The 21,851-nt window shown below is 39.3% G+C and carries 11 protein-coding genes and 1 pseudogene; 11 read left to right on the forward strand and 1 reads right to left on the reverse strand.

The window, feature by feature from the left end:
• Positions 1 to 14: 14 nt before the first annotated feature.
• Complete coding sequence (locus QI031_RS11245; protein ID WP_281485246.1) at positions 15 to 1,385, reverse strand: AAA-like domain-containing protein; 1,371 nt, start codon at positions 1,383 to 1,385, stop codon at positions 15 to 17.
• A gap of 346 nt (positions 1,386 to 1,731) precedes the next feature.
• Here QI031_RS11245 and QI031_RS11250 point away from each other — a divergent pair, with 346 nt between their 5' ends.
• The 11 genes and pseudogenes from QI031_RS11250 (at position 1,732) to QI031_RS11300 (ending at position 21,805) form a co-directional block, all read left to right on the forward strand.
• A complete protein-coding gene (locus QI031_RS11250) occupies positions 1,732 to 4,038 on the forward strand; it encodes a TOMM precursor leader peptide-binding protein (protein WP_281485247.1) in 2,307 nt (768 codons plus the stop codon).
• A gap of 477 nt (positions 4,039 to 4,515) precedes the next feature.
• Positions 4,516 to 5,337, forward strand: coding sequence for an EndoS/ChiA family endoglycosidase (locus tag QI031_RS11255; protein ID WP_281485248.1), 822 nt, complete (start codon positions 4,516 to 4,518; stop codon positions 5,335 to 5,337).
• Between the two features lie 146 nt (positions 5,338 to 5,483).
• A complete protein-coding gene (locus QI031_RS11260) occupies positions 5,484 to 6,572 on the forward strand; it encodes an amidohydrolase family protein (RefSeq protein ID WP_281485249.1) in 1,089 nt (362 codons plus the stop codon).
• A 28-nt stretch (positions 6,573 to 6,600) separates the two neighbouring features.
• Complete coding sequence (locus QI031_RS11265) at positions 6,601 to 7,656, forward strand: hypothetical protein (protein ID WP_281485250.1); 1,056 nt, start codon at positions 6,601 to 6,603, stop codon at positions 7,654 to 7,656.
• 113 nt (positions 7,657 to 7,769) lie between these two features.
• Positions 7,770 to 13,547: an AAA family ATPase gene (locus QI031_RS11270; RefSeq protein ID WP_281485251.1), complete on the forward strand. Its 5,778-nt coding sequence runs from the start codon at positions 7,770 to 7,772 to the stop codon at positions 13,545 to 13,547.
• 610 nt (positions 13,548 to 14,157) lie between these two features.
• A complete protein-coding gene (locus QI031_RS11275) occupies positions 14,158 to 15,195 on the forward strand; it encodes a hypothetical protein (RefSeq protein WP_281485252.1) in 1,038 nt (345 codons plus the stop codon).
• Between the two features lie 246 nt (positions 15,196 to 15,441).
• Positions 15,442 to 16,911 carry a right-handed parallel beta-helix repeat-containing protein gene (locus tag QI031_RS11280; protein ID WP_281485253.1) on the forward strand — a complete coding sequence of 490 codons (1,470 nt, stop codon included), beginning with the start codon at positions 15,442 to 15,444 and terminating at the stop codon, positions 16,909 to 16,911.
• A 171-nt stretch (positions 16,912 to 17,082) separates the two neighbouring features.
• Positions 17,083 to 17,874, forward strand: coding sequence for a glucose 1-dehydrogenase (locus QI031_RS11285; protein ID WP_281485254.1), 792 nt, complete (start codon positions 17,083 to 17,085; stop codon positions 17,872 to 17,874).
• 4 nt (positions 17,875 to 17,878) lie between these two features.
• A complete protein-coding gene (locus QI031_RS11290) occupies positions 17,879 to 18,277 on the forward strand; it encodes a nuclear transport factor 2 family protein (protein WP_281485255.1) in 399 nt (132 codons plus the stop codon).
• Between the two features lie 158 nt (positions 18,278 to 18,435).
• A pseudogene (locus QI031_RS11295) lies at positions 18,436 to 20,259 on the forward strand (MGH1-like glycoside hydrolase domain-containing protein); the annotation flags it as partial.
• A 124-nt stretch (positions 20,260 to 20,383) separates the two neighbouring features.
• Positions 20,384 to 21,805, forward strand: coding sequence for an IS4 family transposase (locus QI031_RS11300; protein ID WP_281481373.1), 1,422 nt, complete (start codon positions 20,384 to 20,386; stop codon positions 21,803 to 21,805).
• The last annotated feature ends 46 nt before the right edge of the window (positions 21,806 to 21,851 follow it).

The raw sequence follows: 21,851 nt of genomic DNA on the forward strand, positions 1-21,851 counted from the left end.
TTTCACCTATTTATTTAGTTGCTTACTTCACAGAGTGATAAAAGAGGTCTAAAAAATCGCCGATACAATTCACAAGTTGCGATCGCTTGAGATCCAGAAAGTTTAATCAGCCCCATACTGCTTAACTTGTGAGTGAGGATGGGATCTAAGGAAATAGCTTCATTGGCATTCAGAACGGTATCAAAAGCTTGTGCTAACTCAGGCTGTTTTTTCAAAGTTGCCCAGTGACGCTGCAAGTGATAAGCATAAATTCTGCTAGCAGTAGGAGCAGTTTCTAGCAGTTGCGACAGAGTTATCTCCTTTCGACTCAGATGATAGAGAGCTAAGTGTACTAGTGCCGGATGTCCCCCGACCATTGCCATTAATTGTCTAGCTCCTTCTCCATCTGTCCAATTGAGTCCATAGCATTGGGCTAACTGCTGTACCTCTTCTTGGATGAAGTTGTCTAACTGAATCGGTAACCCTACATTGAAAGGAGACTGATTAAGTTCGAGAGGAATATAAACATCTGTTGAATGAACCACGAGCAGACGAAGCTTTTGCCAAATGGGCAGTCTTTTCGCTTCTTCGTACCAAGAACGCAACAGAGGTAAAAAATCCTTCGCTACTTGGGGATGCTCGAAAATACGGTTCACCTCATCCAACGACAAGATCAAGGGAGTATTAATTGACTCTAGTAGATATTCTTGGAAATAGAGGGTGCAGCTAATTTTACTTCCAAGATCTTCATCCCAATATTCGTCTAACATCGGTTGACGCTGAAGCTGGTGAGCAATATTGGCACACAACCAACGCAAAAGTTGATTCAAGTCGCTCAGAATTGTCTGCTCGACTTGTTCTAGATTCAAGCTGATAGTGCAGTAGCCTTGGTGCTTCGCATAGTCAAGAATCCTCAGCAGCAGTGAAGTTTTACCCATTTCTTTGGGAGCTTTAATCCTGATTAGCGCTCCTGGTTTCTCAATTTCTTGATAAATTTGCTCCTCAAGGAAAGAACGTTCGAGGTAAAAGGGAGAGTCGATAGGTACTGAACCACTGGGGTAGCAAGGTGACGTATTTTGATTAACTGTGGCAGGAAATTGTTTCAGGTCTTGTTTCAAAAGTTTTGTCTTTGGGGCTGCTTTGGTGATGGCATAAGACTCCAGAAGCACCCGACAGTTTTTTTTAGTCACGCGCTGACCAATGACCTCAGAGAGTCGCCCAAATAACTCTGGGGCAACAACATTGGTAAAGTAGCCGGGACTATAACCTGCCTCTATAGCCATTTGGTTATAAGTTCTATACTGCCAAATGCCACGCAGAATCAGGTTTTCTGTGGAATTGAGAGGGCGATTATGGCTCTCAATTAGCAAGCGGTCAACAATCTCAAAGAGACAATCAAGGTTCATAGAGATTACAGACAGATACTACTAAAAATAACAGGATTTACGTTATGATTTACGCAACTAGCACAAGGTGCTGCCGATTGTTTACCTCCACTCAACCTGCGATCGCCCCTCATACCTTTTTTAGTTAATCTAAACTACTTCGCCCCCTCCTCTTGTTACTACTTTGCAAACATTTAGATGCATTTGCCCTGGACTTAGTACTAAGTCTCGATTATTACTAGTTTCTACTTAGATGAGAAAGAAGCGATCGCTATAAATCCGATTCTGGGAATAAATAAAAATTAATTACAAGGTAACTCTGCTAAAATTCCCCTCTAATTAGTAAACAAACAACTAATAAAGTTCAATGCAACTTAAAATCCAATTTAATCCTTGTTATTCTGTTAAAAGTATAGAAGCAGACAATGTATTTCTGTTATCAGAAAAAGAAGAAGTCTGGATAAGCGATCGCCTGTCTTGTAGTTTAGCTATTTTAATCAATGGCGATCGTAATATTGACGAAATTATAGATACCATTCAACAATCGCTACTGCAAGACCCAACATCTTTACAGTCAGCTACCACCTTCTTCCAAGAAGTTCTCAATATAAGTATTAAAGCCCAATATGCTTTATTACAAATGCAACAAAAGGGCTATCTTGTTCAAGAAGATAACTCTCTGCCATCGCACTTAGACATCTTCTGCCATCATCTCAATATTCCTCCCACAGTAGCCCATCAAAGATTGCGATCAAATAAAGTAGCAGTAAAAACATTAGGTTCGGTTGCTGCATCTGACTTGATTGCTGTGCTTGAGTCTCTGCAAATTCAAGTAGCAGATGAAGGTGATTTGACAATAGTTTTAATTGATGATTATCTCAATCTTGAGCTAGAGAAGTTCAATCAACAAGCCTTAAAATCCCAATCTCCCTGGATGCTAGTTAAGCCATTAGGGACAATAGTCTGGATTGGCCCTTTATTTAATCCTAAAAAAACAGGTTGTTGGAACTGTTTAGCCCAGCGTTTGCGAGATAATAGACCGATTGAAGGGTTTATTCAGAGACAGAAGCACATTTGTTCCCCTTTAACTCCTCCTTTGGGATTTTTGCCATCTACAGTACAAACTGCTTTCGGAATGGTAGCTACAGAAGTGTTTAAGTGGATTGTCCAAGGGGAAAATAAACAATTAGAAAGTAATTTGATTACTTACGATGCGATCGCCCTGCAAACCCAAAATCATAACTGGGTGAAGCGTCCTCAATGTTCTAGCTGTGGAGAGATGGTAAATGAGTTAACTAAAAACCCCATACCCATTGTTTTAGAACACCGCCAGAAAACCTTTACCGTCGATGGAGGACACCGTATTTGTTCGCCACAAGAAACTCTCAGGAAATATCAACATCTTATTAGCCCCATTACTGGCGTTGTGCGAGAACTAAATAAAATTCCTGGGAACGGGTTAACTCATAATTATATTGCTAAACATCATTTTCTCAGCATTTTCGACGATGTAGCTAGTTTGCGCCAAAATTTGGGGGGTAGAAGTGCAGGGAAAGGTAGGACTGACTCTCAAGCTATGGCTAGTGGTTTTTGCGAAGCGATCGAGCGATATTCTGGGGTGTTTCAAGGATATGAAATTAGAGAAAAAGGCAGTTACCACCAAATGGGGGATAAGGCGATCCATCCCAATGTTTGTATGAACTTCAGCCAACAGCAATATCAGAATAGAGAGCAATGGAATGTTGAGTGTCAAGGTTGGTTTCAAAAAGTCCCTGAACCTTTCGATGAACAAAGAGAAATTGACTGGACTCCCGTTTGGTCTTTAACCCATCAAGAATTTAAGTATTTGCCAACGGCTTACTGTTATTATGGCTATCGACCGGACTATAAACCCGACTGTTGGGCTGATTCTAATGGATGTGCGGCGGGTAATACTCTTGAAGAAGCAATTCTGCAAGGGTTTATGGAGTTAGTAGAGCGGGATGCTGTCGCGTTGTGGTGGTATAATTCCCTGCAAAAACCTCAAGTAGATTTAGATAGTTTCGACGAGCCTTATTTTCATAGCCTGAAGCAATATTATCAAACTATTAATCGGGAAATTTGGGTTTTAGATATTACCAGCGATCTAAATATTCCAGTTTTTGCTGCTGTTACTCGCAGAAGCGATCGCGCTGTAGAAGATATTGTTTTGGGTTATGGTGCTCATTTTGATGCCAAGATTGCTATTAGTCGAGCCTTGACTGAAGTTAACCAAATTTTACCCAACGTTTTATTTGCTAAAGCTGATGGAAGTACTCAATATCCGCCATCAGCAGATCGCTTGGCGATAGATTGGTGGAAAACCGCAACTTTAAGCGATCAACCTTATTTAGTTCCAAATAAGAGAATTGCTGCTAAAGTCAATGGCGATTATCGCGATATGGCAAGTGACGATTTACTCGAAGATGTCAAACTCTGTCAACAAATTGTTGAGAACAATGGTTTAGAAATGCTGGTTTTAGATCAGACTCGTCCTGATATTGGGTTAAGAGTTGCTAAAGTCGTTGTTCCAGGAATGCGTCATATGTGGAAAAGATTAGCACCAGGAAGACTTTATCGGGTTCCGGTAAAAATGGGTTGGTTGTCAGAGTCACGAAAAGAAGAGCAACTTAATTCTTTTCCTATGTGGATGTGACGTTCTCTTTACTGAATGATGTTGTTTTTCATGAGTTTTTCTATGAGTTCTAGGATGAGTTTTATGAGTTTCACATCTTAGAGAAAAACTAATATTAGAGATAGTTTACTGCGATTGAAGCTCACATTCTGCACCTTCAAGTTTCATAATCCGAAGGAAAGAATAAAAGCTTTAGAACCTCTTGTTTATGACAAAATTCTTGTTCTAAGGCGCAGAGGAAACGCATCTAAAGTATACGATCCCGATAATATTTTTATCTTAATATAGGACTCCTACTTGATTTTTGAACACGATTCAGTACATATCTATGCCTTCTTAACTGTTCCCTGTTTCCTGTTTCCTGTTCCCTACCTACACAAATAAATTCACCGAATCAAACCGGATTACTATAGAACATCAAACTCTAAGCTAGCTTTGCTTTTATGGGGTGACAATCGTGATCGGATTTGCAGAATTAATTCATCAAGGAGATCAACGATGAAAAACAATGGACGGATGACGGCTTATATTAATCCTCAGTCCTCACAGCAATTCAAGAATACTGCTGGTTACACGCTTGCCAATGGCAGCCCAGCAATTGACGTGGTCTGTATTTTCGCTGCCAATTATGCCGCCGCTGAAAGACCCTACCTTCGAGCCAACAATAACAATCCACCGACCACACAACCGTTCAATAAGAATATTCAGCAGATACTCGAAGATGGCTCTGTGCAATACCTACAAGACAGAGGACTGACCGTGCTGCTGTCTATTACCAACGCGCATTCAGTGGGCTGGTCAGAATTCACCTCAGAGAGTGATGCGATGGATTTTGCTCAATATCTGAAGACAGATGTGGTCGAGAAGTATGGGCTGGATGGCATCGACATTGACGATGAATACAGCAACGGCAAGCCCAAAGACAAGTCACTGGTGATGGTCACGACGCTCATGCGACAGATCATGCCAAACAAGATCATCTCCAAAGCCCTGTGGCAGGACTCTCAGTATTTTAAGACCATCTGGAATGGACACACGCTCACCGAAAATCTTACCTATGGAGCCGAGATGGCATACGGCAGCTCTCCAGAGTCCCGTCTGGAGCCTTATGCAAAACTCCACTTGAACAAGAATCAGCTCTCGCTCGGTTTCTGGTCTGGGCAACGATCCCCCAGCCCGCATCGGGATGTTAAATGGCTCAAGGAGAATGGCTACGCGGGTATCATGATTTTTGGTTTTGAAGAGCAACTCAACGTCGATTTGATGGGTGAGTTGGTCGATGTTTGGTATGGGTCTGGAAACTGGAACCCACCTCAATGAATGGCAAAATTAGTTCAAATCGGCTTGCTCGATCCTGGTACATTAAACTGTAGGATGTGTAAAGCTACAAAAAAATTTCAGCGTAGCGATCGGACTTGTAGCGTTACGCACTGACTCCCGATTCCGAGCCAGATTGATTACAGATCATGCTAAATGGATATTCGATTATTGATGCTGATTCCCACGTAATTGAACCTCCTAGTATGTGGGCAGAATATCTCGAACCAGAATTTAAACAGTTTGCCCCTTCAGCAGAGATGAAAATTCAAGGAGAAGACATTGTAAAAAAAGTCTCTAAACAAGTTCGAGATCGGGCGAATAAGCAAATGATGTCAGCTCATCCTAGTGCTTATTTCCAAGGCTACAATGTCGAGTCTCACCTTCAAGAGATGATGCAAATGGGAATTGATCTGGCATTCCTTTATCCAACTTATGGATTGTGGCTTTGGGCAATTGATACTATGCAACCGGAAGTTGCTGGCGCTTTTACCCGTGCTTACAACAATTGGTTAAAAGACTTTTGTAGTTACGCTCCAGATAGATTGAAGGGGGTAGGAGCAATTAATCTGCACGCACCAGAGTCAATGGTGTATGAATTGCATAGAGTTGTCGGTTTTGGCTGGAAAGCCGTTTTTTTACGCCCTAACCCCGTCAAAGGAAGACTATTGAGTGACTCTGCTTACGAGTCTTTTTGGACAGAATGCGAGCGACTAGGAATAGCAGTAGGTATTCACGAAGGGGCTTACAGTCGTTTGCCAACTACTGGAACAGAAAGGTTTAACACTAGTTTTGCTATCCATGCTTGTTCTCATCCGATGGAACAGATGATGGCTTTATTAGCGTTAATTGAAGGAGGGGTATTAGAACGTCATCCAAAACTGAAAGTGGCTTTTCTGGAGTCCGGTTGTGGTTGGCTTCCTTACTGGCTGTGGCGACTAGATGAAGAGTATGAAAATTTCGCTTGGGAGGACAAAATTAAGGATAATGTCAAGATGAAGCCTTCGGAGTATTTTCGTCGTCAGTGCTTTATTGCCATAGAGCCTTCAGAACCTTATTTAGCTCAGGTAATTGAATACATTGGCATAGACAATTTAATCTTTAGTTCGGACTATCCTCATATGGATCATAAACCGAACATCGCTACAGAAATGGTAAAGCTTGAGGAAAAACTATCGAAACAAACTGTGCAAAAGATTCTTTGGGATAATCCTCGCCGTTTTTACAATTTGTCTTGAATTACAGATTATATAGGAGGAAAGGACAATGCCTAAATCACCAAATCCAGACCCAATACCACCAGAACAAGTGTTTTTTGACAACACCTATTACCAGATTCTGTATGTAGAACCTTCTCAGGAAAAAAACGAGAGAATAACTACAAGCATATTGGCGAAAACAAGAGGTAATACCTCTAATAACGGTCAAACATCTAATAACACTCACCCCCAGAGTTTCAATCAGTTTGAACTCGATGAAGAAACAATAAACAACTTAGAAAATTATCCAAGACGAAAGGAAGATCCAAAAAACCAACTATCATCATATTTACCCTCGTCAGGAGTCGTTTTTCCTCAAGATTTTATCGACTTATTATCCAAAGAAGATCAACAAACTGAGCTAGGTAATTTTTATGTCCCAATGCGGACTCTGCTACATAGTCGCAAATTATCTCAGTTGATTGCTAAAACTTGGTGGTCTTATTTAGAAGCAAAAGAAAAGGGCTTGTGGGATAAATTTACTGCTGGTGAATGGGATGTTATTGACTCTAATATTTTGGATGGTCTAATTGCTAGAGAAATTTTCCTTTTTGGTGGAGGAGATGCTCCTGACAACCCCGATCCTGACGATCCTAGTATTTACTCACCTTTAAAGCCTAAAGAAAGACCTCCAGAACAAGCAAGATTTCTGATTTTGCCTAGCAGCAGAGCTTGGCAAGGAATTTCTTTATCTCTTTTATTAGCTGGGCAAGCCTATTATAAAAGAGAAGATAAATACCACCAAATTTCCCAACCTATTTTAAGCACAGGTGAAATCACTATTCAGTATACTTTAGAAGTAGATTGGAATAGGTTTAATGGTGATATCAAAGAGATTATTATTAGCCAGGAAAAACCTTGGGTAGCTTATCAGGTTGTTATTCCCTATCCGACCATACCTGCTGATGCCGAACAAGAGGATATTAAAAAATGGGCATATGCTAAAGAAGACCCAGAAGAGGAAAGTGATTTTCCCTTTTATAAAAAAGATGGTGACGAATATTTAATAGATGTAGACTATTTTAGACCTCCCTATCCTTATATTCCACTCACTTGCACTTGAAAAAAGGTCACTTCCTGAAAATAAGTACTATCTGTAGCCTAAAATTTAGACGTTATGATAAAATCCTGGAAAGCCTGTATAAAAAAGGATTCCAGGCTTTTAGCAAACTTCATATGGATCGGCAGCCAGACAACATTAAAGCAGATTATCAGATTAGCCGAAAAATCTATGAAAGTGCTAATTCATTAGTCTATCGAGCCATTCTCAAGCCTGATAATCAACCCGTTATTTTAAAGATTCTCAAAGAAAACTATCCAACTCCTTCAGAACTAACTCGATACAAGCAGGAATATGAAGTGACCCGCTCCTTAAATACCGATAGAGTTATTAAGGCGTATGATTTGCTGCGATATAAAAATAGTCTAGTCATGTTTTTAGAAGACTTTGGCGGTGAATCTTTAAAATTATTAATGGGCAATCAACGCCAATTTACTCTCGAAGAATTTCTCTCTATAGCTATTAAAACTACTGAAGGTTTGGCTGCTATTCATGCAGCTAACATTATCCACAAAGATATTAATCCTTCTAATATCGTTTTTAACCCAGCAACAGAACAACTGAAAATCATCGACTTTGGCATTTCTACCCGTTTATCTAGGGAAATTCAGACAGTTGGCAATATTGAACGATTAGAAGGAACTTTAGCTTATATTGCCCCAGAGCAAACTGGAAGAATAAACCGAGGAATAGATTACCGGAGCGATTTTTATTCCTTGGGTATCACTTTCTATGAATTACTCACTAATAAACTGCCTTTTGCCACCACTGACTTGATAGAGTTAGTTCATTGTCATATTGCTCAACAACCTGTTCCTTTAAATGAACTTGTAGCAACATTAAATTTACCAACTCAACCAATACCTAAAGCCGTTTCAGACATTGTAATGAAATTGTTGGTAAAAACCCCAGAAGAACGCTACCAAAGTGCTTGGGGAATCAAAGCCGACTTGGAAAACTGTCGCGATCGCTTACAGAGTTTAGGGAAAATTGACGAGTTTTGTTTAGGAACTCAGGATATTTGCGATCGCTTTGTTATTCCCGAAAAACTTTACGGTAGAGAAGAAGAAATCACACAACTATTAACTACTTTCGAGCGAGTTAGTCAAGGCAGCAGTGAGATTATGCTGGTTTCTGGTTATTCAGGAATTGGCAAATCCGCTTTGGTTAATGAAATTCATAAACTAATATTACGCCAGCGAGGATACTTTATTAGCGGAAAATTTGACCAGTTGCAGCGAGACATTCCTTATGCGGCGATCGCTTTAGCATTTGGTGACTTAATACGGCAGTTACTTACCGAAACTGAAGCGACACTACAAACTTGGCAACTAGAACTTTTAGCAGCCTTAGAGCCTAATGCTCAGGTTATTATGGATGTTATTCCTCAATTGGAGCAGATTATCGGTAAACAGCCGTCAGTCGAGCAATTAGGAGCAACCGAAGCTCAAAATCGATTTAATTTATTTTTTCAAAGATTTATTCGCGTTTTTACTAAAAAAGAACATCCTTTAGTTATCTTCTTGGACGATCTACAGTGGGCAGATTTAGCATCTTTGAAGTTAATTGAGCTATTAATAACCGATTATGACAGTGAATATTTATTAATAATAGGAGCCTATCGAAATAATGAAGTTGATGTGACTCATCCTTTGATGCAAGTCTTAGAGCATTTTGAAAAAGAAGGTGCTAGGGTCAATCATATCTCGCTGCAACCATTGAAAACCAAATACATTAACCAATTAATTGCTGATACCTTTAATTGCTCTACAGAAGAATCAAAACCTTTAACAGACATAGTAACTAAGAAAACTCAAGGAACCCCTTTTTTTTTAATTCAATTACTCCAATTTTTGTATAGGAAAAAACTTTTTTTATTTGACTATAATAAAAATCGTTGGCACTGGAATCTTGAAGAAATCGAAAAAGTAGGAATAACTGATAATGTTGTTGACCTAACTATCGACAAAATTACCGCATTAGATAAAAATACTCAAAAAATTTTACATTTAGCCGCTTGTATTGGCAATCAATTTAATTTAGAAATCCTCTCTGTCATCAATAATAAATCTCAATTGACTACAGCTAGAGAACTTCATCCAGCATTAGAGTCAGGTTTAATTTTACCCCTGAATAATGACTATAAAATACCTCTGCTTTGGAATCAAGAAGAAATATCGAGAGATACTTCAGAAATCCCTAAATATATCCCCTACAAGTTTTTGCACGACAGGGTTCAGCAAGCAGCCTATGCTTTGATTCCAAAAGATGATAAAAAAATAGTTCATTTGCAAGTAGGTTATTTCTTACTCAAAAATACTCAAGAAAATGAATTAGAAGAAAATATTTTTGATATTGTCAATCAATTGAACGAAGGAGCTGAATTAATTACTGAGCGCTCAGAAAGAGATAATTTAGCCAAATTGAATCTTAAAGCTGGGAAAAAGGCAAAAGTATCAATAGCTTATCAACCTGCTCTAAAATATTTAGAAACTTGCTTAGGATTATTAGCAGTAAATAGTTGGGAAAAACAGTATAAATTAACTTTAGAAATTTACGTAGAAACTTTAGAATTACTCTACCTAAATAATAAGTTTGAACAAATTGAGAAATTTTCAGGAATAATTATAAAAAAAGCTAATGACATTCTCGATTTAGTCGAAGTTTACAGAATAAAAGTACAGTATTATTTTGCTATATTCGACAGTCATCAAGCAATAGATAGTGCCCTGAATATTTTATCAAAACTAGGAATAGATATCTCTAATCAATCTATCAATATATATGAAAAAATTGAACTACAACAAAAATATATTGAATTATTCTTTAGAAATAAAAATAACGAAGATTTAGTAAATCTGCCTGTAATAGTGGATAAATACAAACTAGCAGCTATACAAATATTACAGCAGATGATAGCGCCTACGTTTACTACAAACTTTTCTTTATTTGTTCAAGTAATATTAACTCTACTTAATATTTGTATTAAATATGGAAATTATCCCCAAGTTGCTGTTACCTATAGTTTTTATGGGCTACTTCTGTGTGGAGTAATAAAGGATATCAATTATGGATATAAGTTTGGAGAATTGTCTATAAAGTTGCTAAGTAAATTTGATATACCTCAATCGGAATCTCTGGCTATTCATGTATACTATGGATTTATTTGGCACTGGAAAACATTTCTTAAGGAACAAATAGCACGAGATAAATTATTAAGTACTTTTCATAAAGGAATCAATAGAGGAGAGTATGAGTATTCTGGTTATGTATCTTTAGATTACTGCTTAATAAAATTTTTTGGAGGAGATGATTTAAAACAAGTTGAAAACGATCAAATAAAATATAGTAATTTTCTGAAAATAAATAAGCAACAATATTTAATTGATTATATAAAAATACTTCAAAAAGTAGTTAAAATTTTGATAGCAAAGTCTAATAATGAGGAACTTGTATTGATTGGAGATTCTCGACAAGAAGAAGAAAATAATATAAAAAAATATATTGAAACTTGTAACGAATGGCTACTATTCATTTTCTATTTAAACAAAACAATAGCTTACTATATTTTCCAAAATGTACACAAAGCTTTTGATAATACAATTGAGACAGAAAAATATATTGAAAGTCTTGGCTCGCATTTAACTGTACCACAATATAATTTCTATTCTTCTCTTTCCTTCCTAGCTTATCATCAAAATTCTTCTCTAGAGCAGCAAAAACAAATATTAGAAAAAGTAGAAAAAAATCAGCAGGATATGAAAATATGGGCTGGTAATTGCCCAGTAAATTTTCAAAATAAATACGATTTAGTAGAAGCAGAAAAAGCACGAGTATTAGGAGAAAATTGGCAAGCTCAAGAACTTTATGAAAAGGCAATTCAAGGTGCTAAGAAAGCTGAATTTATTCACGAAGAAGCCATAGCTTACGAACGCGCAGCAGAATTTTATCTGTCTCTGGGTAGAGAAGAAATAGGACGACTATATCTAAGAAATGCCCATCATTGTTATTCTTGCTGGGGTGCAAAAGCCAAAGTTGAAGCTCTAGAATCGGAGTACCCACAGTTTCTAATGGATATAAACGATCGAAAAGAAAACCAAAGCATTAAGACAACTGAATCTACTAGTAGTACAAATCCTCAAGCCCTCGATCTCGTCACAGTTACCAGAGCATCTCAAGTATTAGCTAGCGAAATTAAACTAGACCAACTGCTAGCTAAGTTAATGAAAACTGTAATTGAAAATGGCGGCGCTCAAAAAGGCTTTCTGATACTGGAAAAAGATCGTAAATGGGCGATCGCAGCCCAAAGTACAGTAGGTTCTGATGACGTTACTTTACCACGATCGCTTTCCATTGACTCTGTAGATAGCAAGAGTCAGATACCTATCCTACCAGTTGCGATCGTTAACTATGTTGTCCGTACTCAAGAAAATGTAGTTCTTAGTAATGCTACTGAAGAAGAACAGTTTATCCGCGATCCCTACATTGTCGCCACTCAGCCCAAATCGATTCTCTGTACTCCTTTGTTACATCAAGGCAAACTCAGCGGTATTTTATATTTAGAAAACAATTTAACTACAGATGCATTTACCAGCGATCGCATTGAAGTTTTAAGAATTCTTTCTGCTCAAGCTGCTATCTCCATAGAAAATGCCCGTCTCTACGGTCAATTGGAGGATTATAACCGAAATCTAGAGCTGAGAGTCGAAGAACGCACTCAAGAACTCTCACAAACCTTAGAAATTCTCAAAGCCACCCAAGCCGAACTGCTTTTTGAAAACGAGTTGCTTAGAAGTGCCGAACAACCCTCCACTTTTGACTATCAAGTGGGAGGAAGTTTACCGATGAATGCTCCCACTTACGTAGTGCGTTCAGCAGACCGTTATCTCTACAAGGCGTTGAAGCGGGGAGAGTTTTGTTATATTCTCAATCCTCGCCAGATGGGCAAGTCAAGCTTGATGGTACGCATGATACACCATCTCCAGCATGAGGGATTTAGCTGCGGGGCGATCGATTTGACCCGGATTGGTAGCGAAAACGTCACACCTGACCAATGGTACAAAGGTTTGACAGTAGAGTTATGGCGAAGTTTTGGTTTATTAAGAAAGGTTAATCTAAAAACTTGGTGGCAAGAGCAAGGAGATATTTCTCCAGTTCAAAGGTTGAGTCAATTTATTGAAGAAGTTTTGCTAGTTGAAGCTGCCCAAAAAGATAACCCTATTACTAAAAATTTGATAATTTTTATTGATGAAATTGATAATCTTTTGGGCTTGCATTTTCCAGTTAATGACTTTTTCGCTTTGATTCGCTCCTGCTATAATCAGCGCAGTATTAATCCAGAGTATCAACATTTAACCTTTGCTTTGTTTGGAGTTGCTACTCCTAGCGATTTAATTACTGACTACCAAAGAACGCCCTTTAACATCGGTCAGACTATTCAATTAGAAGGTTTTAAAGAGCATGAAGCCCAACCTTTACTTCAGGGATTAGCAGACAAAGTGAGTAATCCTCAAACAGTCCTAAAAGAAGTGTTAGGCTGGACTAGTGGTCAGCCTTTTTTAACTCAAAAGCTCTGTAAACTCATCCGCAATTCTTCATCTCCTATCCCTACCCATAAAGAAGCTGAATGGATTGAAAATTTAGTGCGAACTCAGGTGATAGAAAATTGGGAATCACAGGATGAACCAGAGCATTTTAGAACCATCCGCGATCGCCTCCTCAAAAGCAAACAATCTGTTCGGCTACTAGAACTCTACCGTCAAATTTTGCATCAAACAGAGCTTGTTGCAGTTGATAGTTCCGAGGAAAGAGAATTGCTTTTGTCGGGACTAATAGTCAAGCAACAGGGAACTTTAAGAGTACAAAATCGTATTTATGAATCTATCTTTATTTGATTTAAGAAAATTTCTTTCCAAAAGCAAAAAATCGCTGAACTTCAGGCAGAAATAGAAAAACTGAGAACTGCTCAATCTCCAGATTTAGAGAATGAACTGCCAAAACTCCAAGAACAACTGCAAAATAAATCAAAAGAAGCAGAAATTGATTTAGCTCTAATCGATTCTAATTCTCATCAACCCCGGCAAACAATTACACCAGAACTGATACAAGCAAAAGCACGATTACTAAAAAAAACATGGGCAAATTTCAGCAGTAATTCTTGTACCACAGGGAAATGGTCATTATACCTTACCTAGATGGTCAACTTCGTACTGAAGGAGCTAAATTATTGGGCTGGTCAACTATTCGTGCAGTAATAGTAGCAATGCCTAACGATTTAGATCGGCTTTGTTGCATGAATGCAGAACAATCCTGTACCATTCGCATATTAATTAAAATTAGTGCAAAGAATACAGGAGTCATATCGTTTCACTTTAAATTTGATACAAATAGGCACTAGGGAAGCAAAGAGCAGGGAACAGAGGGAAAGAATTAAAGACCAATCATCTGTTTCAAATATTTCGTGTGTATCAGGATTTTCGTGAAATGGTATGACTACTCAAAAATATGGATAATCAATCAAAGTTACCTTCTCCTCCTGATGCTTTTGTTGCTCCCCTGCTGGAACTACGAGATTATTATGGTCGTTTAACAGAAGATTACGAAAACCTGTACAGACAAGCCTTAGCAAATCTCAATCACGTAGAAGCATTGTTATCCGGCTGGGGTTTTAGTGAACAAGTTACTGAACCAGTCGCTTCCATCTCAGAAACTTTGCCCTTTGAAGACGACAGCAGCACCGCAGAGCCGTCAGACAACTCAGTAGATTCTGGCGAAACAAACGATTTAGAAGTAGAGACTTCATTCGAGGAATTTCTAGATATCGAGATACCACCAGTAAATAGCGCTACCACTGTTAATCCACCGCTGGAATTGTTGGAGATTACTTCAACATCAAAAGAGGACGACGATTTATCAGAAAAATCTCCAGAAAAAGCGCTCTCTTGGTCAGAAATTCCCATGTTGCAGGAATATCAATCTTTCAACCGCACTGAAGCAATTCTGAAGGTGTTACAAAAACATGCTGGGACAGTATGTCACATTAGTTTTATTGTGCGATCGCTCTATGGTGATCTGGAGCCAAAAGCTTTGAAAGTAGTTAAAGGTAGAGTCCATTCATCATTGACTCATGGCAGAGAAACAGGTAAATGGTCACTTGTTCCTGGTAAGCCTGGGTATTACACTCTGGACTTAAAATTGCTCAACACCAATCGTAGTAGTTCTTCTAAGCAGAGTAAAAACAACAAACTTTCACCAGTAGCAAAAACCAATCTGATCCCAATGGTTGAACAATTTTCAGGACAAGTTCTGATTGATGCCATTAGTTCTTTGCTGCAACAAAATCCCAGAAAAATATTCACTATAGCTGAAGTGATAAATGGACTATGTGGAGAAGTTGATACTCAACAATTCAATCAGATTAAATCGAAGGTGCTGAAAGAATTATCACGGGGACATCGCACAGGACGATTCTCAAGAGTGCCTGGAGAAATTGGACTTTATACTTGGGACTCGAAGTTACTATCAGCGGAAAGTGTTAGCTAAAATATTGTGTCAACTGTGGCAATCAATGGGAAAATCTTCACTGTATCCCAAAAATAAATATAGGACTCATATTTGATTTTTGAAAAAATTCAGTACACCTCAAAGAGCGTTGTTTTCTGTTCCCTTCCTACACAAGTAATTTCACCAAATCAAACCGGATTCCTATAGATGATTAAAAATAAAAACTATAAAGCAATTAAGTTTTCCTTCGTTCGCCTTTTCCTTTTAAGCTTTTTATCTACCCTGTTGTTATATATTTGGACCAACGTTGGAGTTGATCCATTTGTTCATGTAAGTGCAGCAGAGCCATTAAGGAAACTTGCTTATAATTCTAGTACTTTATATTACGTCTCATCGAACGGTAGCGATAGTAATCCCGGCACTAGTGATAGACCTTGGCAAACTATTAACTATGCAGTCAGCGATAAATCTCCTGTCAAGGCAGGCAATACTATTTTGGTACAACCAGGGACATACACTGAACTGATTACCTTAAGTAAATCTGGTAGTAGCGAATTAGGCAATATTACACTCAAAGCTAATGGTAAGGTTATACTGCGCGATCCAGATCCAATAAATGGTGGCTTTCGAGAAGGAGTAATTCAATCAGCTAACAAAAGTTATTGGCTTATTGATGGTTTCCGTATTGAAAACACATCTTGGGCTGGAATTGCCGTGCGTAATGCTAACAACATAATTATTCAAAATAATCACACCTACGAGACTGGCGCATCAGGCATTATCGTTTTACCTGAAACTTACTATGGTGGTGGAGAACTTGAAGTTAGCAATAAAAATATAAAGATACTCAATAACACTATTGAACGTGCTAACTGGAGATGGTTGGGTAACGGTTATAGCGATGGCACACAAGAAGCATTAACTATCTGGGGAGTCGATGGTTTTGAGGTGGCGAATAACACTCTCACTGATGGAAATCGTGAAGGTATGGATATCAAAGTTGGTTCTCGCAATGGTTCTATCCACGATAATACAGTAACTCGTCAAGCGCTAATTTCTGGTACACCGACTAGAGGTTACAATGGTGGTCCTGCTATATATGTTGATGGAAATCGAGCTGATGTTTTTAACTTGAGCATCTACAATAATTCAGTCTTTGGTAATATTGCTGATGCAATTGTGATTGCAGATGAAGTCCCAAGTCTAGGGGATGTATTTAACATCCAAATCTATAACAATGTTATTTATGGCAATGGACAATTAGGGGTCAATGGCGGCACTGGTATTGTTGTGAGTGGGAATGTACACAATGTTGAAATTGTTAACAATACTATTGCTAAGAATGTACAAGCTATTGTGATCGATGGTACTTCTTTCTATGGAGGTTATCAATCTCATGACATTCTAGTTCGTAACAATATCTTGGCAAATAATACCTACCGCAACGCTTTTTTTGCAAATGCAAATAATTTGACCTTAGATCACAACTTATTCACAGATAAATTTGTGAATATTTATGAAACTGGAAATGAGATCAAGAACTTAAGCCATTGGAATAATACCAAAGTTGCTTCAATTGGGTTTGTCAATCTCAATAGTAATAATTTTCATTTGACATCTAACTCACCAGCGATTGACATTGGCTCTTTTGAAATTGGTAAGTATGCACAGCTTGATAAGGATGGTAGGCTACGAAATCGAAATAACGGAACTGATGTAGGTGCTTACGTGTATTCTATAAAGACAGTCAAATAGAAATTGAAGCATCTTTGGGAATAGATGACTATTGATCGATACAGAATTATCTATTTTTTAGGTTGAGAAAGCAGTTATTAACCCAAATAAGCTGTTTGCAAAAATACCGCTGACTGCGATCGCTTACGGTAGGTGGATAGACCATCACCACAACTGTAAAAGGAGAACTTGATGAAACTAGATGGAAAAGTGGCGTTGGTAACGGGCAGTAGTCAAGGGATCGGACAAGCGATCGCGATTCGCCTAGCTCAAGATGGAGCTAGTGTAGTAATTAACTACCGCTCTCATCCTGAAGGAGCGCAGGAGACATTAAATCAAGTGCAGGCCGCAGGCGGCAAATGTCACATGGCGCAATCTGATGTCGGAGCAACAATTCAAGCTGATTTAGGGCAAGTTAGTGAAGTTCAACGATTGATTAGTGAAAGTGTTGAACGCTTCGGCCAAGTAGACATTCTTGTGAACAATGCTGGACTGGAAAAACGAGCAGACTTTTGGGACGTGAGTGAAGAAGACTATGACAAGGTAACGGATGTGAATTTGAAAGGTGTGTTCTTCGCTGCTCAAGCTTTTGTGAAGCATCTCAAACAAACAAATCGTCCTGGCAAAATCATTAACATTAGCTCAGTTCACGAAGAACTACCATTTCCCCATTTCACTACATATTGCATCAGCAAAGGCGGCGTTAAGATGATGATGCGAAATTTAGCAGTGGAATTAGGTCCATTAGGAATCACAATTAATAACGTTGCTCCAGGGGCGATCGCCACACCAATTAACAAAGATTTACTCGAAGACAAAGAAAAACTCAACGCTGTGCTAAAAAATATTCCCCTGGGAAGGTTAGGCAAACCAGAGGATGTCTCAAACTTAGTAGCATTCTTAGCTTCATCTGATGCTGATTACATCACAGGTTCCACCTTTTATGTTGACGGTGGCTTGCTATGGAACTATCAGGAACAATAAGCCTGTGAAAACTGACAAGCTGAGAATTAATCAACTTTCGCCCCAGAACTACGAATGGTATCTCGCGTATTTACAGGCTATAGATACCAAAAATTTGGAACTGTATAGCAGCTTCCTTACAGAGGATTGCGTTATGCTCTCCAACAATCATCCTCCCGTTCGAGGCAAAGAGGCGATTATTCCGTTTCTCTCGAATTACTGGACGACATTTGATAGCTTAGAACACGACTTATTGAACATTTACGGCAGCGATTTGTTTTTTGTTTTAGAAGCCTTGAACCATTACAAACGTCAAGATGGAGAAGCTGTAACTTTGCGAGCAGTCGCCTTCACCGATCGCAACGCCGCGGGTTTAGTAACTTCCGTTAGATTTTACACAGATACCACACAACTGTTCTCGTAATCCCCGCGGACTTCCAATTAAAAAAATATCCCATCGCATTTAAGGCAGGGGGAGGAACAGTCGTATTGAGTCTAGAAATTGGGATAATTTATTTTTTGGAGTTCCCTAAAAAAGCCTGTTGATAGTGATTCATTCAAAGAGTGTAAATTAAAAGAACTATGACAGCAGAAGAACAACGCTTGCAAGAAGACCGAGACCGCAAAGCTTACTGGCGACGCTGGGGATCGTACCTGAGCGAGCGGCAATGGGGAACTGTGCGCGAAGACTACAGCCTTGATGGTTCGGCCTGGGATTATTTTCCCCATGACCATGCCCGCTCGCGTGCTTATCGTTGGGGCGAAGATGGCATTGCCGGAATTTGTGACAATCATCAGCGATTGTGTTTTGCGATCGCTCTATGGAACGAACAAGACCCGATCCTCAAAGAGCGGATGTTTGGCTTAACGAGCAACGAAGGTAATCACGGCGAAGATGTTAAGGAGTACTACTTTTTTCTCGACAATACGCCAACTCATGCATACATGAAATTCTTGTATAAATATCCGCAGCAAGCATTTCCTTATACTCAACTAGTTGAAGAAAACCGTCGCCGCAGCAAGCAAGAACCGGAATTTGAATTGATTGACACTGGTGTTTTTGCCGAAGACCGCTACTTTGATGTGTTCGTTGAGTACGCCAAAGCCTCTGCTGAAGATATATTAATTCAAATCACGATCGCCAATCGCGGTTCCCAGACCAAGCCATTGCATCTGCTGCCGTCGCTTTGGTTTCGTAATACTTGGTCGTGGGATGGAAAAAGTAAAAAACCAATACTGAAGGAACTGAAATCGGGAGCAGATTTCAGCATCATTGAAGCGTCCCATACTGACACGAGCAATTATTGGCTTTACTGTCAAAGTGCAACAGAACTTTTGTTTACTGAGAATGAAACGAATTTTCAGCGGTTGTATGGTGTGAAAAATACCTCACCTTACGTTAAAGATGGCTTCCATGAGTATCTAGTCGGCGATCGCCAAGATGCAGTGAATCCGAACCACACGGGCACAAAATTTGCTGCCGACTACAAATTGATGATTCCGCCCGGTACAACGCAAACTGTACGCTTGCGGCTGGCAGATTCGTCTAATATTGCCGATCCGTTTGGCGATGAGTTCGAGAAAATTTTAAGCGTTCGCATCAAAGAAGCCGACGAATTCTATCAGCGGATTACGCCGTTTCAACTATCCGACGACGAACGGATTATCCAGCGGCAGGCGTTTGCCGGGATGCTGTGGAGCAAACAGTTTTATCTGTACGTCATCGAAGATTGGCTCAAAGGCGACCCTGCGACTTTGACTCCCCCCAATTCGCGTCGGAATGTTCGCAACACAGATTGGGCGCATGTACATATTGATGATGTTCTGTCCATGCCCGATACCTGGGAGTATCCTTGGTTTGCCGCTTGGGATTTAGCATTCCATACTATTCCCTTGGCAATGATTGACCCAGATTTTGCCAAACAACAACTGCAACGCCTGACACGGGAATGGTACATGCATCCTAACGGGCAGTTACCCGCCTACGAGTGGGAACTGAGCGATGTCAATCCACCCGTACACGCATGGGCAGCGTGGCAGGTCTATCAAATCGAGCAGAAATTTTACGGACATGCTGACAAACGATTTCTGGAACGAGTATTTCAAAAGCTGCTGCTCAACTTTACTTGGTGGGTTAACCGCAAAGATGCCGAGGGTAAAAATATTTTTCAGGGCGGCTTTTTGGGCATGGACAACATTGGCGTGTTTGACCGTAGTGCCCCCTTACCGACAGGCGGCAATTTAGAACAGGCAGACGGCACAAGCTGGATGGCAATGTTTTGTATAAACATGCTGACAATTGCCCTAGAACTGGCTATGGATGAACCTATCTACGAAGATATTGCCAGTAAATTCTTCGAGCATTTTCTGCGAATTGCCGATGCCATGAATGGAATGGGTAACGATAAACCTGACTTTTCACGGGATGTGGAAAAGGGGAGTTGGTTCGCGTAAAATTTACGCGAACCAATGCCAGAGAATTAACTTGTGATTTTAGATATTGTCGTGGTAGGTGTGTCAATGAGTGCAAATGAAAATCTTAGAGAAGAACCTGTATGAGGAGTGTAACTTTGGAGACAAACGTTTAACCCAAAGGGCAGCATTTATAGGTGAACTTTTATCGGTAAAATATGGTCAGCCTTTATCGAAAATATTTAAAACTGCTAGCGACCTCAAACGTGGTTACGAATTTTTCTCTAATCCAAAAACAAATTTTGAGAAATTGACTCAACCTTACTTTAAACAAACAGCCCAAGAAATAAACGGCGCTCCTGTGGTGCTAGCTGTAGGAGATACAACTTTTTTAGATTATAAAAAAATATTAGACAAAAGAGAAGAATACGGCCCAATAGGTAATGGCGGAAATGGATTAATTTTACATAGCTGTTTAGCTATAGAACCTGATTTTGGGCAGCCATTAGGGTTATTGTGGGAGAAGCTGTGGCATAGAGAGCATAAAGCTTCACAGCCGATTAATGAAAGCCAAGAAGCTAAAAAAGAGCGTCTAAAAAAAGAGCGAAAAGCCAAAAGAAATAAAGAATTTAAAGAGAAAGAATCTTATAGATGGGTTGAGGCTTTCTCAAAGATAGAAAAACAGTTTTCTACTTTAGAAATTCCACTAGGGGGATTATCGTCGAAGATAATTCATGTCTTTGACCGAGAAGGTGATATTGCAGAAGTCTTCGCCCAAATCAGTCAAACTAAAAACGCGGGTGTAATAGTCAGGGCGGCACACAACCGTTGTCTAGAAGGAGAGAATGAGCATTTATGGTCATACGTAACTTCCACTGCTGTCAAGTTTGTAAAAGACGTTGGACTAGCCGAAACTAAAAAGCGTAATGCCAGAACTGCCACCTTAGAAGTCAGATATTGTCCAGTATCAATTAGTTCGCCAACAAGGCTGAAAAATCAAGGCAGTTTTCATGTTTATGCAGTCTATGCCAGAGAAATTAATTGTCCAGAAAATTGTGAACCAGTAGAGTGGATGCTACTAACTACTGAATCAGTTGATTCAGAACAATCAGCAGCACAAATCCTCCGTTGGTATACGTATCGTTGGCGAGTTGAAGAGTATCATAAAATTCTCAAATCGGGGTGTAAGGCTGAAAGCTACCGATTAGCTGGTGAGAGTATGTCAACGATGTTGGGATTTTTAACTGTGATTGCCGCACAGCTATTGCGAATGACGTACTTACACCGTAACTGCCCGCACCTTGATGCTAGTGTGGTGTTAACTCAAGTACAAATGGATGTACTGTTAGCTAGTAGCCCGCCTAAATTCAAAAAAGATATCGAATTTACCGTTGATTGGGCAATCCGCGCTATCGCCCGCCTGGGGGGATACTTAGAACATCGAAAAAACAGTGCCATTGGTATACAGGTTTTATGGAGAGGTTGGTTAGAGTTAGAAACCCTGTGCCAAGGTTGGCTATTACACCAAAATCTTAAATAATTCGCTTCAAACGGTAAACACCTACCTGACTCCATCAGAAAATAAT

Origin of the sequence: Halotia branconii CENA392 (assembly GCF_029953635.1) — a bacterium.
GTDB lineage: Bacteria > Cyanobacteriota > Cyanobacteriia > Cyanobacteriales > Nostocaceae > Halotia > Halotia branconii.

Bases quoted from the DNA above. Each gene is read 5' to 3' on its own strand.
- QI031_RS11245 (WP_281485246.1), bottom strand. From the start codon at position 1,385: ATGAACCTTGATTGTCTCTTTGAGATTGTTGACCGCTTGCTAATTGAG.
- QI031_RS11250 (WP_281485247.1), top strand. From the start codon at position 1,732: ATGCAACTTAAAATCCAATTTAATCCTTGTTATTCTGTTAAAAGTATA.
- QI031_RS11255 (WP_281485248.1), top strand. From the start codon at position 4,516: ATGAAAAACAATGGACGGATGACGGCTTATATTAATCCTCAGTCCTCA.
- QI031_RS11260 (WP_281485249.1), top strand. From the start codon at position 5,484: ATGCTAAATGGATATTCGATTATTGATGCTGATTCCCACGTAATTGAA.
- QI031_RS11265 (WP_281485250.1), top strand. From the start codon at position 6,601: ATGCCTAAATCACCAAATCCAGACCCAATACCACCAGAACAAGTGTTT.
- QI031_RS11270 (WP_281485251.1), top strand. From the start codon at position 7,770: ATGGATCGGCAGCCAGACAACATTAAAGCAGATTATCAGATTAGCCGA.
- QI031_RS11275 (WP_281485252.1), top strand. From the start codon at position 14,158: ATGGATAATCAATCAAAGTTACCTTCTCCTCCTGATGCTTTTGTTGCT.
- QI031_RS11285 (WP_281485254.1), top strand. From the start codon at position 17,083: ATGAAACTAGATGGAAAAGTGGCGTTGGTAACGGGCAGTAGTCAAGGG.
- QI031_RS11300 (WP_281481373.1), top strand. From the start codon at position 20,384: ATGAAAATCTTAGAGAAGAACCTGTATGAGGAGTGTAACTTTGGAGAC.